This window comes from Streptomyces paradoxus (assembly GCF_014202475.1).
GTDB lineage: Bacteria > Actinomycetota > Actinomycetes > Streptomycetales > Streptomycetaceae > Streptomyces > Streptomyces paradoxus.
The window spans coordinates 119,131-134,951 of record NZ_JACHGV010000003.1 but is presented as its reverse complement, the minus strand read 5'-3'; the positions used below and the strand labels follow the sequence as shown (position 1 = coordinate 134,951).

Genomic DNA, 15,821 nt, shown 5'->3' with positions numbered 1-15,821 from the left:
CGGAGCCGCCCGGCCCCGATTCCCCTTGACCCGTCCCCGAACCGCTCCAGGCCCCCTCAGAGCCCTTCCAGGGCCCACCCGGCGCTGCGGGCGGCCCATGCGCACCCGCCACTCCCCCACCATGCGCCCGAATTTTCCCGGATTGGCGTGGTGGTGACGGCGAGGCGAACCAGGCCGGGGCCGGTCCGCGGGTGTTCGTGCACGACGGCCCGTGAAGCATGCGAAAGGCCCCCCGCTCTCGCGAGGGGCCTTCACCGTCTCCGCCCGCCCCGGTGCCGGCCCCGCTCAGGCCGCCGGCGCCGCCGCGCGGCTCAGGCCTTGGGTGCCACCCTGCTCAGGCCGTTGATGATGCGGTCCATCGCGTCGCCGCCCGTCGGGTCGGTGAGGTTCGCGAGGAGCTTCAGGGTGAACTTCATCAGCATCGGGTGCGTGAGACCGCGCTGGGCGGCGATCTGCATCACCTTGGGATTGCCGATGAGCTTCACGAAGGCACGGCCGAGCGTGTAGTAGCCGCCGTAGGTGTCCTTCAGGACGCGCGGGTAGCGCTGGAGGGCCAGTTCGCGGCTCGCCGGGGTCGGCCGGGCGTGGGCCTGGACGATGACGTCGGCGGCGATCTGGCCGGACTCCATGGCGTAGGCGATGCCCTCGCCGTTGAAGGGGTTCACCAGGCCGCCGGCGTCACCGACGAGCAGCAGGCCCTTGGTGTAGTGCGGCTGGCGGTTGAAGGCCATCGGCAGGGCGGCGCCGCGGATCGGGCCGGTCATGTTGTCCGGGGTGTAGCCCCAGTCCTCCGGCATGGAGGCGCACCAGGCCTTCAGCACCTCGCGCCAGTCCAGCTCCTTGAAGGAGTCGGAGGTGTTGAGCACGCCCAGACCGACGTTGGAGGTGCCGTCGCCCATGCCGAAGATCCAGCCGTAGCCCGGCAGGAGGCGGTCCTCGGTGCCGCGTCGGTCCCACAGCTCCAGCCACGACTCCAGGTAGTCGTCCTCGTGGCGCGGGCTGGTGAAGTACGTGCGCACCGCCACGCCCATCGGACGGTCCTCGCGGCGGTGCAGGCCCATCGCCAGGGACAGCCGGGTGGAGTTGCCGTCGGCGGCCACGACGAGCGGCGCGCGGAAGGTGACCTCGCGCTTCTCCTCACCGAGCTTGGCGTGCACACCGGTGATGCGGCCCGTGCGCTCGTCGAGGATCGGCGCGCCCACGTTGCACCGCTCGAAGAGCCGGGCACCGGCCTTCTGCGCCTGCCGGGCGAGCTGCTCGTCGAAGTCGTCCCGCTTGCGGACGAGGCCATAGTCGGGGAAGGAGGCGAGATCCGGCCAGTCGAGCTGGAGCCGTACCCCGCCGCCGATGATGCGCAGGCCCTTGTTGCGCAGCCAGCCGGCCTCCTCCGAGATGTCGATGCCCATCGCCACGAGCTGTTTGACGGCACGCGGGGTGAGGCCGTCGCCGCAGACCTTCTCGCGGGGGAACTCGGTCTTCTCCAGCAGGAGGACGTCGAGTCCGGCCTTGGCGAGGTGGTAGGCGGTGGTGGAGCCGGCCGGCCCCGCGCCCACGACGATCACATCGGCGGTGTTCTCGGAGAGGGGCTCGGTCACGACGGTCACGGCGGGATCTCCCCAAGTTCGGAATCTTGCGTGCCGACCGGCACTGGACATGGGCAGTCTATGCAGCAGCATTCATCACCCGGCTGAAGGGCTGCCTCCGTGAATCGAGTTCTCCCCGCCGTGCGGCTTCGCGTCCCCACCCACGAGGACGCGGTCGTCTGGCACCGGATCTTCGACGACCCGGACGTCATGGAGTTCCAGGGCGGCAGGGCCGCGGAGCTCTCGGTCTACGAGGAGCTCACCGCCCGCCAGCGCCGGCATGACGCCGAACTCGGCTTCTGCCTGTGGACCGTGCTGGACGACGCGGGGCGGGTCATCGGCTTCACCGGCGCCCAGCCGTGGGAGCGGGACTGGGGCCCGGCCGGGGAGATCGAGATCGGCTGGCGGCTGGGCCGGGAGCACTGGGGCAAGGGCTATGTCACCGCGGCCGCGCGGCAGACGCTGGAGCGGATGCGGGCGGCCGGTGTCCCGGGCGTCGTCGCGATGGTCGACGCCCGCAACAGCCGGTCCATCGCGGTGACGCGGCGCCTCGGGATGCGCCTCGCCGAGACGTTCACGACTCCGGCCTCGCAACGGGCGGGGCACTGCTACCGGCTCGACCTGCAGAGCGCTGACGCAGCGTAGTCGACTGTCACAGAAAGACATCTGTCGCTTCCGGTCGGTACGGGGCGGGAGTTACCCTTCCCGTACCGCTGGGGGTGACATCTGTGCACATATCCCGCAAGACACCCGAAGTGCGCGTACCGCGTCTGGTCGGCCTGATGGCCGTGGACGCGCGCGAGACGGCCCGGGCGCAGGGGCTCCTGCTCACCGCGCCGGACCGGCCCGGGCCGGCTCCCCCCGTCGTCGACTACGTCGTACGCCAGTACCCGCAGCCCGGTGCCGAGGTGCCGCGGGACTCGATGGTCTACGTGTGGTTCGACTTCGGTCCCGGTGAGGGCGGCGGGGGCGTGCACGAACCGCGGGTCCCGCGACCGCCCCGGGGCGGTCTCCGGCGCGAGCTCGACGAGCCGGGCGACCCGAACCTGACCCTCAGCTCTCCTTGAAGCCCCGGTGCAGGGCGACGATCCCGCCGCTCAGGTTGCGCCAGGCCACTCGCGACCAGCCGGCCTTGCCCAGCCGCCCGGCCAGCGCGGGCTGGTCGGGCCAGGCGCGGATGGACTCGGCGAGGTATACGTAGGCGTCGGGGCTGGAGGAGACGGCCCGGGCGACCGGCGGCAGGGCGCGCATCAGGTACTCGGTGTAGACCGTGCGGAACGGCGCCCACGTCGGGTGTGAGAACTCGCAGATCACGATCCGCCCGCCGGGCCGGGTCACCCGGAGCATCTCGCGCAGGGCGGCGTCGGTGTCCTGCACGTTGCGCAGCCCGAACGAGATGGTGACGGCGTCGAAGGTGTCGTCCTTGAAGGGGAGCCGCGTCGCGTCGCCGGCGGTGTACGGCAGCCAGGGCCGGCGCTCCTTGCCGACCTGGAGCATGCCCTGGGAGAAGTCGCAGGGAACGACGTAGGCACCGGTCTGCGCGAAGGGCAGCGAGGACGTTCCCGTGCCCGCCGCCAGGTCGAGGACCTTCTGCGCGGGGCGGGCGTCGACCGCCTTGGCGACCTCCTTGCGCCATCGCCGGTCCTGGCCGAGGGACAGCACGTCGTTGGTCAGGTCGTACCGTTCCGCCACGTCGTCGAACATCGAGGCGACTTCGTGCGGCTGCTTGTCCAGGGATGCGCGGGTCACGGGCCCATTCTTGCAGCACCCCCTCCGGGCAGGAGCCGCGGCCGCCTGCGCGCCACCGCCTCCGTGAGACGTTCGCTGCCGGGAAACGTACTTTCTGTCCGACCCCCAGATCGCACGAGAACGGGAGCGCACGTCATGAGGAGTTTCCGGAAACCGGCGGCGGCCGGGCTGGGCTGTCTGTTCGCCCTCGCCACCGCCGCATGCTCCGGGCAGGGCGACGCGGCCCCCGCGGCCCCCACGGTGACGGCCGGTCCCAGCACCTCGTCCTCCGCCGGAGCGGGTGCCCCGCCTCCCGCCGGGACCGGCACCGCGTACGCCCCCTACGTCAGCGCCACCGAGGCCGCCGGCACCGACGCCGCCGGCTCCCCCGCCACGTACAACCTGGCGTTCGTCCTGGCCGGCGGCGACGACTGCGTCCCGCGCTGGGACGGCAGGCACGCCATCGGCGACGCGGCCGTCAAGGCCCGTATCGCGAAGCTCAAGAGGGACGGCGGCCAGGTCCGGGTCTCCTTCGGCGGCGCCTCCGGCACGGAACTCGCGGCGAACTGCGACACGGTCCCGGAACTGGCGGCGGCCTACGGCAAGGCCCTCGACGCGGCCGGCAGCACCCTCGCCGACTTCGACATCGAGGGCGACGAACTCTCCGACTCCGCCTCCATCGCCCTGCGTTCGAAGGCGATCGCGCGGTTGCAGAAGGAACGGACCGGCCTGAAGGTCTCGTTCACCCTGCCGGTGATGCCCTCGGGCCTCGGCAAGGACGGCCTGGCGCTCCTCGCCTCCGCCAACGACAACGGCGTCCAGGTCTCCACCGTCAACCTCATGACGATGAACTACGGCTCGTCGTACGACGGTGACATGGGCGGCTACGCCCGCACGGCCGCGAAGGCCGCGCACACCCAGCTGAAGAAGGTCTTCGGCACCTCGGACCCGGCCGCCTGGCAGGGCATGGCGCTCACCTCGATGATCGGCGTCAACGACGTCGCCGGAGAGACCTTCACGCTCGCGGACGCCGCCGAGGTCCGCGCGTTCGCCGAGGAGAAGGGCATCGCCTGGGTGTCGATGTGGTCGACGGCCCGGGACCGGCAGTGCGCGGACGGCTCCACGTCGCGCAAGGCGGCGCCCGATTGCAGCGGGGTGGCACAGGGGCCGGGGGCGTTCGGGAAGGCCTTCGCGGGCTGAGCCGGCCCGGGGTCAGCGGGCCCGGTACACCAGCCGGCCGGCCAGCACGGTCGCCACGCAGGTCACAGCGCCGCGCTCGCGCAGGGCCGACTCGTCGGGCACGTCGAACACGGCCAGGTCGGCCCGTGCACCGACGGTCAGCGGCCCGTGCACGGTACCCGCGAGGTCGTACCCCTCCGCGAACGGGTCGAGGTCGGGCCGCTCGCCCAGCAGCGTGCCGGGAGCCCCCGTGGTCCCCACGACGGTCAGCCCGGAGCGGACGACGGCCGTGGCCACCAGGGGATCGCGGAAGCGGGCGCCGGGCGAGGCGACCGCCGTCGTGCCGTAGCGCAGCATCCGCTGCACACCGCGGCGTACGCTGCCCGACCAGCGGGTCTCGGTGAGGTCGCCCAGGGCGGCCAGCCGCTCGCCCCACAGGGGCTGTTCGCCCAGCTCGCCGGCTTCGCGCGGGTCGGGGTGGTAGCAGTGGCGCAGCAGCCACAGCGGATGCCACTGGCGCAGGCCCGGGGTGAGCACACCGGGCCAGCGCCGCACCCGCGCACCGGGCGCGTCTTCGGCGACCTCGTCGTAGGGCCCCACGGCCGTGACCCGGTCGCCGTCCACCACGACGGCGCCGTCCACGACGGGGTCCGCGCCCGCCGGGAGGACCAGCGGTGCGGCGTGGATCGTCAGCACGGTCGGGTCAGTTGGGGGCGAGCAGCTTCAGCTCGGGGTGAGCCGTGCCGCCCTCGATGGCCGTGGAGGAGATGTGCGAGACGACGCGGTCGTCGACCGGGTCGTTCGCGGGGTCGTCGTGGACGACGAGGTGCTCGTACGTGGTCGCGCGCTGGGCGGGCACCCGGCCCGCCTTCCGGATCAGGTCGATGATCTCCATCCGGTTCGACCGGTGCTTGGCACCGGCCGACGACACCACGTTCTCCTCCAGCATGATCGAGCCGAGGTCGTCGGCGCCGTAGTGCAGGGAGAGCTGCCCGACCTCCTTGCCCGTGGTCAGCCAGGAGCCCTGGATGTGGGCGATGTTGTCCATGAACAGCCGCGCGATGGCGATCATCCGCAGGTACTCGAAGAGCGTCGCCTGTGTGCGGCCCTTCAGGTGGTTGTTCTCGGGCTGGTAGGTGTACGGGATGAAGGCGCGGAAGCCGCCCGTACGGTCCTGGACCTCGCGGATCATCCGCAGGTGCTCGATGCGCTCGGCATTGGTCTCGCCGGTGCCCATGAGCATGGTGGAGGTGGATTCCACACCCAGGTTGTGCGCGATCTCCATGATCTCCAGCCAGCGCTCGCCGGACTCCTTCAGCGGGGCGATGGCCTTGCGGGGCCGCTCGGGCAGCAGCTCGGCACCGGCACCGGCGAAGGAGTCGAGGCCGGCGGCGTGGATGCGCCGGATGGCCTCTTCCACACTCACCTTGGAGATCCGGGCCATGTGCTCGACCTCGGACGCCCCCAGGCTGTGGATGACCAGCTGCGGGAATTCCTTCTTGATCGCGGCGAAGTGCTTCTCGTAGTACTCGACGCCGTAGTCCGGGTGGTGCCCGCCCTGGAACATGATCTGCGTGCCGCCCAGCTCGACGGTCTCCGCGCACCGGCGCAGGATGTCGTCCAGGTCGCGCGTCCAGCCCTTGTCCTTGGCCTTCGGCGGGGCGTAGAACGCGCAGAACTTGCACGCCGTGACGCACACGTTCGTGTAGTTGATGTTGCGCTCGATGATGTACGTCGCGATGTGCTCGGTACCGGCGTACCGGCGGCGGCGTACGGCGTCGGCGGCGGCGCCCAGCGCGTGCAGCGGGGCGTCCCGGTACAGCACGAGCGCCTCGTCCGGGGTGATCCGCCCACCGGCGGCTGCACGGTCGAGGATGGGCTGAAGGTCGGCCTTCTCGGTCACCGGGCGTCCCTTTCGTAAGGGTTGTGGACGGACCAGCCCAGCGTACGCCAGGGGTTCGCCGGGCCGGACGTCAGGCCGTGCGGGCGGGATGGGCGCAGGGGGCGGGCGGGGTGCTCGGGGCCGAGAGACGCTGCGGCTTATGGCGCCGGGCGAACCACAGCACGATCGCGGCGTAGAGCAGGTCGGTGACGATGGCGGTGAGGGCCAGCGGCCAGGGCGCGTCGGCCGCGGTCTCGTCCGACGACAGCCCGTCGACGACCGCGGCGGAGGCGCCGAAGGCCAGCAGGTTGTTCAGGACGTGCAGGGCGATGGCCGCTTCCAGCCCGCCGGTGCGGATCGTGAGCAGTCCCGCCACCAGGCCGTTCACCAGCAGACCGAGGAAGCCCCACCGGGTGCCCCAGCCGTGGGCCGCGGCGAACAGCACGGCCTGCGGGATCACGGCGAACCACGGGGAGCGCACGAACGCCCCGGCCGCCTGGAGCAGCCAGCCGCGGAAGACGTACTCCTCGGCCCCGGCCTGCAGCGGGACGAGGACGACCAGCACGGCCAGGGCCGTGAGGAAGGAGCGCCAGCCCACCCACGTGTCGGACTCGCCCGAGTCACCCGGCAGGAGGAAGGCCGTCACCGTGAGCAGGAGGATGGGCGGCAGCCCGGCCAGCAGACACCGCCCGAGCCAGCCGATCCGCAGCCGACCGGTGACCGAGGTGACGGTGCCGACGGGCCGTCTCGCCGGCCACAGCGTGGCCAGCAGCACCAGGGGCAGGGCTATCGCGATGGACACGAGGTCCATCGCCGTGTTCCCGACCGGCCCCAAGTCGGCGCCGCCGTCGGGCAGTTCGGGGGCGCCGAGCGCCGTGCCGAGGCCGAAGCTGAACGCCAGCAGCACCAGGAGAGCGGCGAAGTAGGCGACGGCCAGCAACAGGGTGCCGGCCCATGGCCGCCACCAGCGATGACGCCCTGTGGCGCGGTCCAGGCGGTGGTAGGGGTGGCCGGTGGCGTCGGGGGCGGGGGCGCTGGGGTACGGGGGCGCGCCGGTGGGGTACGGGGTCGGGCCGGTGGGGTAAGAGGGTGGGTTTGTCATGATCAGCATCATGACAGCGCCGGTCGCGCGGATCACAGGAGTTCAGCGCGTTTCCACGCCCCGTGTCAGGCCGTGAACGCGCCCACCAGAAGCCCCAGGAACGCCCCCGTGATCAGGAACGGGCCGAACGGGATGGCTGTTTTGCGGGTGGCCCGGCGGGTGATGACGAGGGCCGCGCCGTACAGGGCGCCCAGGAGGAAGCCTGCGAAGGTGCCGAGCATGACCGTCGGCCAGCCGTACCAGCCGAGGGCGGCGCCCGTGCCGAGGGCGAGTTTGACGTCGCCGAAGCCCATGCCCGCGGGGTTGATGAGGAACAGGACGAAGTAACCGCCGCCCAGGGCGAGGGAGCCGAGCAGGGCGGTCGTCCAGTGGCCCGCGTGTTCGGGGACGAGGGCGGTGAGGCCCAGCAGGACCAGGGCCGCACCGGCGAAGGGGAGGGTGAGCGGGTCGGGCAGGCGCCGTACGCGGAAGTCGACGACCGTGAGCAGCACCCCGGCCGGGGCGAGCAGCAGCCAGACCCCGAGCTCGGGGCGGGTGCCGGTCGCGGCGGCGAGGACGGCGCAGACCAGGGCGGTGGCGATCACCAGGGGCGTCGTACGCGGCCCGTACGCGGGCTCCGCACACTCGGGGCACGCCGCCCGACCCAGCCAGCCCTTGACGGTGTGCCCGCCGGGGCACTCCTGCCGCCACGCCTCCCCCGACGGCGCCGAGAACCGGTAGGCCGCGCGCGGCAGCAGTGCTCCGGCCGCCGCGCCCCACAGCGCGGCGGCGAGGGCCAGCAGCCCGGTGCTCATCCCACCGCGGCGATCGCGTCACGCCACGCCGGCAGCAGCTCGTCGAGCAGTGCCTCGGTGCGCGGCGGCAGGCCACGGGCCCCGCTGCGGCCGATGAGGTCGGTGGCGAGGGCGGTCAGCCGGTCCGGGTCGCCGGTGGCGTGGGTGGCGCGCAGCAGCTCGTGCCACAGCCGCTCGTCGGCCGGAGCGGTGCGCAGGGCAGCCTGCAGCGCCTCGATGGCCTTCTCCGCGCGGTTCTTCTCCATGTGGAACTCGCACAGCGCGAGCCCCGTGTCCGCGACGAGCAGCGGCAGTTGGGCGTCCACGATCTCGTGGGTGAGCCACCGGTAGCGCCCCTCGGGCCGGTCGGCGAGCAGCGGCCCGCGCACCAGCACCAGCGCGTCGGTGAGCAGCCGCCCGCGCACGGCCCGGCTGTCGACGCCCCTGCCCTGCGTGGCCTCGTGGTACAGGGACCGCAGCACGTCCAGGTCGGAGACGACCGACTTGGCGAGCGTGAGCCGGCCGGAGCCGTCGGTGGTGAGGCGGGGGGTGCCGTCGGGGTCGGCGCCGAGCCAGTCGTGCAGCCGGTCGAGCAGCGCGCCGCGCACGTCGTCGGTGACGCCGCGCGGCCACAGCGCGGAGGACAGCACACGCGGGTGCACGCCCTCGCGGTGCAGGAGCAGCAGGGCGAGCGCCTCGTGCAGCAGCGCGCTGCGCTCCCCGTCCGGGTTGTCCAGGCCGATGATCTCGTACGGCCCGACGAGCCGGGCGTACACGGCCGGCCGGCCCTGCTCGCTGATGTCGACGAGGAACGGCGGCGTGGTCGCGGGCCCGTCGCTCTCGCGCTCGGGGTCGGCCTCGACGAACAGCTCGACCACGGCCCGCTGCTGGGCGGCCGGCAGCAACTGCGCGTCGAGTTCGAGCCCGAGGAGCGGCGCGAGCAGCTTGCCCTGGCCGGTGATCTCCATCTCCCAGGCGGCGCCCGGCAGATCGCCGGTCTCGGTGCCGACGAGGTAGCCGATGCCGAGACGGCTGGCGTCGGCGGCGAGCTCGGCGAGCTTGACGGCGTCCTCGGCGGACGGCTGGGCGGCGAGCAGAACCAGGTGCGGGGCCCAACGGGTGTGCTGCGCGGGCCCGGTGCGGCCCGTGAGGACGGAATCGTGCCCGGCGGCACCGAGCGCCCCCCGCCGCTGCCGGGTCTCGGCCTCCATCGTCTCGACGAGCGCCTCGACGTCCTCCAGGTGCCGGATGCGGTTCGGGGCGAGCGCGGTGAGGTCCTCGCCGAAGCCGACGAGGGTGATGGTCATGCGGTCGGACCAGCCGTTGGTCGCCAGCTCGGCGGCGACGGAGGCGAACACGGCGGCCCGGTCGGCCTCCCGGCCGCTGAGCGAGACGATGCCGGGCACGGCCTCCAGGTTGAGCAGCAGCCGCGAGTCGTCCATGGTGCCGAGGCTGACCAGGCCCGGGTAGGGCGCGGCCGTGTCGACGTCCTCGTAGCGCTCGGCATCGGTGCGGGCCAGCATCCAGAACGTCTGGTCCTGGCCCTGCTGCCAGGGGGCCGGGGGCTTCCCGGCGGGCTGTGCGAGCTGGAGGTGCAGGTCGCCGTTGCTGAGCCAGGCCGCGTACACGACCGGCAGCGCGCGCGACTCCTCGGCGAGGGAGGCGGCGAGCCCGCGCAGGCTCCGGTCGAGCATCCGTACGCCCTCGGGGTCGGCACCGACGAGCAGCGCGTCCTGGACGTCCTGCGCGTCACCGGTCGGCGTGGGCGGCTCCATGCCGCGCCGCCCGCCGACGGACCCGAACGCCGACTGCCACAGCGCCTGCCGGCGCCGCCGTCCCAGGGCGCCGAGGAGACCGGCGGCGAGGAGGGGCGCGGTGAGGAGGGCTTCAGGGAGACCGAAGGAGCTGTCGGACTCCGCGCCGACGGCGGTGGCCTGCTGATGTCCGGTCCCGTCGTGGGCGGGCCGCTGCTGGTCGGGGACGGACACCTGGGTGGCGCCGCCGCCTTGGGCATGGCCGCTGCCGCCCTGGGCGCCGCCTGCGCCTTGTGCGTGGTCGCCGGTCTGGGCGTAGTCGCTGATCTGCTGCTGTACGTCGGGCGACACGTTGGGCGCCTCGTCGGGCATCTCGACGAGCTCGCCGCCGCGGGCGTCGCCCGGCATCTCCATGATCCAGCCGGGCCGGATGAGACTGGCCTCGGAGAGCTTGGACCCGTCCGGCTGCACGCGGTCCTTGTTGAGCTCGAAGATCTCCTTGTAGCGGCGCCCGTCACCGAGGTGCCGTTGGGCTATCTCCCACAGGGAGTCGTGGTGACGCCCCTCGGGCGGCTGGATCCGGTAGTACTTCGTGTCGCCCTGCTGGGCGGTGCTGCCGCCGGCGTCGGCGTGGGCGGCGGCGTGCGAGGCCTGCTCGGCGAGCGCGGCCGCGGCGCCGGAGGCCTGCTCCTGCTGCTGGGCGAAGAGGCCCGGGGTGGCCTGGGCGGCGGCGACGGTCGGCTTCTGGTTGGCGTCGTAGCCGTTCCCGAGCTGCGACAGCCCGGGCGTGAAGCTGGCGGCGGTGGCGCCGACGAGGAGCAGCGCGGCGACGAGCTGGCGTGCGAGCAACTGGCTCGGCCCGGCGCCGGGCACCCGCCCCGGCACGCCGACACCCGACAGCGCGGCCTTCATCTCCACGAGCACGCATGCCGTGAACTGCGCCCACGCCAGCCACACGATGACGGTGAGGATGTTCAGGAAGGTGTGGACGGTGATCTCTTGCTGCAGCCAGTCCAGACTCGGCACCCCGTCGGGCAGCGGCCACCCGATCTGCGTGGCCAGCGCTCCCGGCACGCCCACGAGCAGCACGGCCAGGGCGACGAGGGCGAAGAACGCCTTGACGAAGTCCCCGAACGACCGCCGCCGGATCCTCACCGGCTGCGGGGTCCGGTTCCTGGGGGCGGCCGTGGTTCCCGTCGCTCCCGTCGTACTTCCCGTCGAGCTTGACGAGCTTGAGGTGCGGCGTCGCGGCATGGCGGGTGTCCTGGGGTCGTGTGCGGAGTGGGGTGAGGCCGAGCTGTGGGTGAGGGGTGTGCTGAGCCTACAGAGATCTTATGGACTCTTACGGAGGGCGTCGAAGGGCGGACAGCAGGATCCCCACCGAAGTCCGATTTGCCCCTGACGTCACGGGAGTTCACTCCGGGGCCGGGCAACCGGGAACGTCATCTTCGCATGTGCCACGCATGCCCTTCACGATCCCCACGCAATCCACCACTGCCTATCAAGGCCCCTTAACCATCCCCTGATAGCTTCGTTCTCTACCGCACACGCAGAACAACGTTCGTAACAACGGGGGAGATCCACCAGTGGCTCGCCGCGCCCTGAAGACAACAGCCGCCGCGCTCACTGCGACAGCGGCCCTGCTGCTCACTGCCTGCGGCGGGGGTGGCAACGACGCGTCGGACGACATCGAGGGAGCGGGCAAGGGTGCCGGCACCCCTTCCGCTTCGGCCTCGGGCTCGACGTCGACCGATGTCGAGCGGCCTGACGTGAGTGTCCCGAAGGACCTGGACCTGGTCTTCGACTTCGAGAAGCCGTCGGACCAGGACAGCGCGGCAGCCCTCGAGGACGCCGCGAACTACATTCGCGCGCTGAACCACGGCATCACGAAGCAGGACCCGAATGATCCCGCCTTCCAGTTCTACTCGTCGGGCCAGGCTTCCCAGTACGCGCACTCGCAGATCAAGGAGTACGTGGACGGCGGCTGGACGCTGACGGGCAGGGACCGGTACTACGACGCCGAAGTCAGCCCTGGCGACGAGTCCGAGAAGGTCAAGACGGTCAACGTCACCTTCTGTGAGGACCAGTCCAAGGTCTTCGGCAAGGAAGTCAAGAGTGAGAAGGTCCACCGCACGAAGGAAAGTCTGGCCAGCTACCAGAAGTTCACCCTTCTCATGACGTCCGTGAAGGACAACCCGGTGTGGCGTGCTCAGCAGGTCACTGTCGAGGGGAAGGCAGAGGCATGCCGAGGGTGACCGCGCCCCGGCGAACGAAGTTGATCGTGGGGCTTGCGGCTGGTTGCGTCCTCTGGACCGCTGGTACGGCTCATGCCGACAAACCGGTCGGCGGAGAAGCGGCCCCGCCTCCGCAAGGCGGAAGCGACGGCAAGGGAGGTCTGTCGGCCTCGGTCTCCAACATCAAGGTCACGTACCCGAGTGGCGGGGGTGGCGGCGGCGAAGAAGGCAACCTCGGCACGGTCGATCCCAACTGGAAGCCCCCGGCCTGCTGGTACGAGCCCGCCTTCAGCCCGGAGCAGTTGAAGAGGTTCGTGGACTCGGACGGTGGCGGTGACGTCGGAATCCACGAATCCTGGTTCGGCAAGGGCCTGTGGACCGACCACTACCGGGACGGCAAGCCGGCGGACAACTTCGACCTGAAGGCCCCGACAAACAGCACCGCCGAGGGTTACAAGGACTACAACCTCGGCAAGGACGGCTACTTCTGGCGGGGTGTCGCCCCTGATCCGAACGCTTCGGAGTCGTGGGACTGCGGCCGCATCATGTTCTGGGTCGACGCCGGCGAGGTCCCGGACGATCCGAACGCGCCCACCCCGAAGACACTCGCCGAGTACGCCTACAACAAGGTCAAGGTCCCGGAGACCAAGGTCGAACTGAAGCCGGAGGCCAAGTCCACGGTCAACCTGCCCACGTGGGTCTGGCTCGACAAGGGCACCTTCAAGGACGTCACGGTCCGCGCCGCACTGCCGAACACGGGCCTGTGGGCGGAGACCACCGCCAAGCCGGTCGCCCTCCACCTCGACCCGGGCACCGAGGACGCCGAGGTCTTCCCCGCCTCCGGCGACTGCGCGATCAACGACGACGGCTCCATCGGCACCCCGTACACCAAGGGCGCCGCCGACAAGAACCCGCCGTGCGGCATCCGCTACCTCCGCGCCACCGACGGCACCCCCTACCAGCTCTCGGCCAGCGTCACCTGGAAGATCACCTGGGAGGGCTCCGACGGCACGCGTGGCGACCTGCCCGACGGCACGTTCGAGACGACCCAGGACATGAACGTCCAGGAGATCCAGTCGATCAACCGGTGAGTGACTCACGCGGCATGACGGTGAAGGAAGGCATGGGCGAGGAACCCGAGCGCTACCGGGTCGAGTTCGCGAGTGGCACAGCCGCCTCTGTGGCGAAGCGACGCTCCTTCCGGGACCTCGAACGCAACGACATCGAGCGGGACCTGCCCGGCTGGCCGGCCCAACCGCCCTTCAAGGTGCGGGGGTTCTTCGGCAAGCTGGGCGTACACGTGCTGTCCGCCACCACCGGGCTCCTGATGCTGCCCCTCTACATCCTCGCCGAAGCCCTCGGCAGTCCCGCCTCGCCGGAGAAGCGGGGGGAGCTGGAGGAGCGTGAGAACGAGATCGACGACTTCCCCGTCATGTGGGCGGGCGAGGGTGAAACGGCCCGCACGCTGCCCTGGCAGCTCGATCCCTCCCGACGGTCCTGGCGCACGGTGACCGAGATCGAACTGGCGGAGCAGGACGGGCTGGTGCGCATCTGGTCGTACGAGGACACCGGGCGGGGCAGCCGGCACCTTTCCTGGGGTGGTGGTGAGAAGGTCCCGGGATCCGAGGCCGTCCTCTGGTCGATGCCGCGCAGCGAGATCACCAGCGCGGAGATCAAGCGGTTCAGCATGGCCGAGTCCGACTTCACGGTCTCGTTCCGGGACGGCTCGTGGGCACGGCTGACGAGTTCGCCGCACGGTGCCCGGAGGATCGTCGCTCTGCTGGGGCAAGGGGTCCCTGAAGGTTGTCACCCAGCATGAGCAGCACCCTTCGCAACCGACCACGTCACACTCCTCACCTTCCCCACACGATCCACCACTGCTTCTCATGGCACCCTGCCCCACCCCTGTTAGCGTCGTTCCCTGTCGCCTACACCGAAATTACGGGGGAGATCAACTGTGGCCCGCCGCGCACTGACCACCACTGCCGCAGCGTTCGCCACGACGGCGGCATTGCTTCTGACCGCCTGTGGCGGGGGCGACGATGCGTCATCGGACGACACCAAGGGTGCGGGCAACAACTCAGCAGCCCGGCATCGGCTTCGCCCTCCGCAGGGGCCGACGACAAGCGCCCGGTGATCAAGCTCCCGAACAGCTTCCGGCTGACCTTCGAGAACTGGACGAGCAGCGATCCGGTTGAGCAGGCGGTGCTGAACGACGGCAAGGAACAGCTGCGGGCCGGGTACGCGGCGATCATCGAGAACGACCCCGACAGCAAGGACCGCGCCTTCTACGACACGAAAAACGGATTCCTGCAGAGCCAGCAGTGGATCAGGACATACACGGACAAGAACCTCACTGTCATCGGCAAGCTGCCCGTGTTCGACCCCAAGGTCATCCTCGCCAAGGACAAGGCGGCGGCGTCCCTCTCCTACTGCACCGACGAGAGCAAGGCCTCGACGAGGAACCGCAGGACCGGTGAGGTCAAGGGCAACCCGGCGGGCACGGACCCCGAGGTCCTCTACGTGATTTCCATGGGCAGGAACGCCCAGGGGGTGTGGCAGGCGGTGTCGGCCCGTTCGCAGAGGGGTGGATGCGCGAAGTGAGGTCCCCACGCGCCTCCCGGCCGGTCACTGTCGTCTAGCCGACCGTCGCCCTCCTCGCGCCCGCGCCTGCCATGGCCCCCGGCGGCTGGGGCAGTTACGGCGGCGTCAGGACGGGCGCCGCCTCGCAGCGAGATCGCCGGGGCGGAGATCCAGCGGCTCAGCGTGGCCGAGTCGGACTGCAAAGTCTCGGCAGGGGAAGACAAACAATGGCGAACCCATCAGGATGCTCACCTGCCATTCCGGAGCTGCTCAGCCGCAAGTAATCCCCGTCAGTACCAGAACCCAGACTGGTCGATATCGCAACCCAGGGCCTCGGGATCGACATGTGACAAACACTCAGACCAGGACAAGATTGGTTGAACTGATGCCCAGTTTCTCACTGGCGGTTCCTGAGTCCTGGTGGGAGTTCGGCATCCGCCCAGAAGGCCGTGAGGCGACCGTCCGGACCCTTGTCGACGAACGGGTGCGGGAGACGCCCGAGCTGGCGCCCTATCGCGCTGAAGTGACCAGCATGCTGCGCAAGATGGCCAAGGACGCACACGACTCCGGCGCCCTCTACATGGGCTGCATGGCGGAGAACTTCGACGGCATCCCGCTGTCCGCGACCGTCACAGTCTCCGTGCTGGGAGCGAAGAACAAGCAGGGTGTGGCGCTGTCCACAGACCCCCGTGCCATCGCCGAGAGCCTGCGCTCCATCACGCCCCGCCGTGAGGGCGACGCCTGGCGCAAGGTCACGACGGTCGACCTCCCGGACGTGGGTCCAGCGGCCCGTACGTACGGCGTCGAGGACCTTCCCGTCGCCGAGGGGGACAGCCGTACGCTGCGTATGGCGCTGACCCAGACCTACGTACCGTACCGGGAACCGCCGACCAGGTTGTGCTCATCTCAGGGGCCAGCCCCGTGCTGGATCTGGCCGAGGCGTTCCATGACATCTTCGACGCTGTGACGAGTACCTTCCGCTTCGTCTGACCGTCCGACCTGC

Annotated in this window: 14 protein-coding genes and 1 pseudogene; 8 read left to right on the top strand and 7 right to left on the bottom strand. The window is 71.0% G+C overall.

The features are described 5' to 3' along the window. Positions 1-311 precede the first annotated feature (311 nt). On the bottom strand, positions 312-1,604 hold the full coding sequence (locus HNR57_RS10250; protein WP_184559140.1) for a geranylgeranyl reductase family protein: 1,293 nt from the start codon (positions 1,602-1,604) through the stop codon (positions 312-314). Positions 1,605-1,703: 99 nt separating this feature from the next. Between HNR57_RS10250 and HNR57_RS10245 the strand changes: the two genes are divergently transcribed. Both HNR57_RS10245 and HNR57_RS10240 read left to right on the top strand, forming a co-directional pair. Then, on the top strand, positions 1,704-2,228 hold the full coding sequence (locus HNR57_RS10245; RefSeq protein ID WP_184559138.1) for a GNAT family N-acetyltransferase: 525 nt from the start codon (positions 1,704-1,706) through the stop codon (positions 2,226-2,228). A gap of 110 nt (positions 2,229-2,338) precedes the next feature. Next, a complete protein-coding gene (locus HNR57_RS10240) occupies positions 2,339-2,650 on the top strand; it encodes a PASTA domain-containing protein (RefSeq protein WP_184559136.1) in 312 nt (103 codons plus the stop codon). Here the strand turns inward: HNR57_RS10240 and HNR57_RS10235 are convergent. Next, a complete protein-coding gene (locus HNR57_RS10235) occupies positions 2,637-3,332 on the bottom strand; it encodes a demethylmenaquinone methyltransferase (protein ID WP_184559134.1) in 696 nt (231 codons plus the stop codon). The genes HNR57_RS10240 and HNR57_RS10235 overlap by 14 nt on opposite strands. A gap of 135 nt (positions 3,333-3,467) precedes the next feature. Here HNR57_RS10235 and HNR57_RS10230 point away from each other — a divergent pair, with 135 nt between their 5' ends. After that, positions 3,468-4,511 carry a chitinase gene (locus tag HNR57_RS10230; RefSeq protein ID WP_184559132.1) on the top strand — a complete coding sequence of 348 codons (1,044 nt, stop codon included), beginning with the start codon at positions 3,468-3,470 and terminating at the stop codon, positions 4,509-4,511. Positions 4,512-4,523: 12 nt separating this feature from the next. Here the strand turns inward: HNR57_RS10230 and HNR57_RS10225 are convergent, their stop codons facing one another. The 5 genes from HNR57_RS10225 to HNR57_RS10205 form a co-directional block, all read right to left on the bottom strand. After that, a complete protein-coding gene (locus HNR57_RS10225) occupies positions 4,524-5,186 on the bottom strand; it encodes an imidazolonepropionase-like domain-containing protein (protein WP_184559130.1) in 663 nt (220 codons plus the stop codon). A gap of 7 nt (positions 5,187-5,193) precedes the next feature. Beyond that, the gene (gene mqnC / locus HNR57_RS10220) at positions 5,194-6,393 is read right to left on the bottom strand and encodes a cyclic dehypoxanthinyl futalosine synthase (protein ID WP_184559128.1); all 1,200 of its coding nucleotides are present in this window, start codon (positions 6,391-6,393) and stop codon (positions 5,194-5,196) included. A 70-nt stretch (positions 6,394-6,463) separates the two neighbouring features. Next, positions 6,464-7,474: a CPBP family intramembrane glutamic endopeptidase gene (locus HNR57_RS10215; RefSeq protein ID WP_246554438.1), complete on the bottom strand. Its 1,011-nt coding sequence runs from the start codon at positions 7,472-7,474 to the stop codon at positions 6,464-6,466. Positions 7,475-7,539: 65 nt separating this feature from the next. After that, positions 7,540-8,268, bottom strand: coding sequence for a prepilin peptidase (locus HNR57_RS10210; RefSeq protein ID WP_184559126.1), 729 nt, complete (start codon positions 8,266-8,268; stop codon positions 7,540-7,542). Further along, positions 8,265-11,255: a BTAD domain-containing putative transcriptional regulator gene (locus tag HNR57_RS10205; RefSeq protein WP_184559124.1), complete on the bottom strand. Its 2,991-nt coding sequence runs from the start codon at positions 11,253-11,255 to the stop codon at positions 8,265-8,267. Before HNR57_RS10205 ends, HNR57_RS10210 begins: the two co-directional genes overlap by 4 nt. A 332-nt stretch (positions 11,256-11,587) precedes the next feature. On the opposite strand from HNR57_RS10205, the gene HNR57_RS10200 reads away from it, so the two are divergent. The 5 genes and pseudogenes from HNR57_RS10200 to HNR57_RS10180 all read left to right on the top strand — a co-directional run bounded on the left by HNR57_RS10200 (position 11,588) and on the right by HNR57_RS10180 (position 15,808). Beyond that, positions 11,588-12,256 carry a hypothetical protein gene (locus HNR57_RS10200; protein WP_184559122.1) on the top strand — a complete coding sequence of 223 codons (669 nt, stop codon included), beginning with the start codon at positions 11,588-11,590 and terminating at the stop codon, positions 12,254-12,256. Continuing rightward, entirely contained in the window at positions 12,244-13,326 is a 1,083-nt protein-coding gene (locus HNR57_RS10195; RefSeq protein WP_184559120.1) for a hypothetical protein, read from the top strand. The genes HNR57_RS10200 and HNR57_RS10195 overlap by 13 nt, the downstream gene beginning before the upstream one ends. Next, entirely contained in the window at positions 13,323-14,054 is a 732-nt protein-coding gene (locus tag HNR57_RS10190) for a hypothetical protein (RefSeq protein ID WP_184559118.1), read from the top strand. The genes HNR57_RS10195 and HNR57_RS10190 overlap by 4 nt, the downstream gene beginning before the upstream one ends. Before the next feature lie 314 nt (positions 14,055-14,368). Then, positions 14,369-14,839, top strand: a complete 471-nt coding sequence (locus tag HNR57_RS10185) for a hypothetical protein (protein ID WP_246554435.1) — start codon at positions 14,369-14,371, stop codon at positions 14,837-14,839. A gap of 364 nt (positions 14,840-15,203) precedes the next feature. Next, a pseudogene (locus HNR57_RS10180) lies at positions 15,204-15,808 on the top strand (hypothetical protein). Positions 15,809-15,821: the final 13 nt, after the last annotated feature.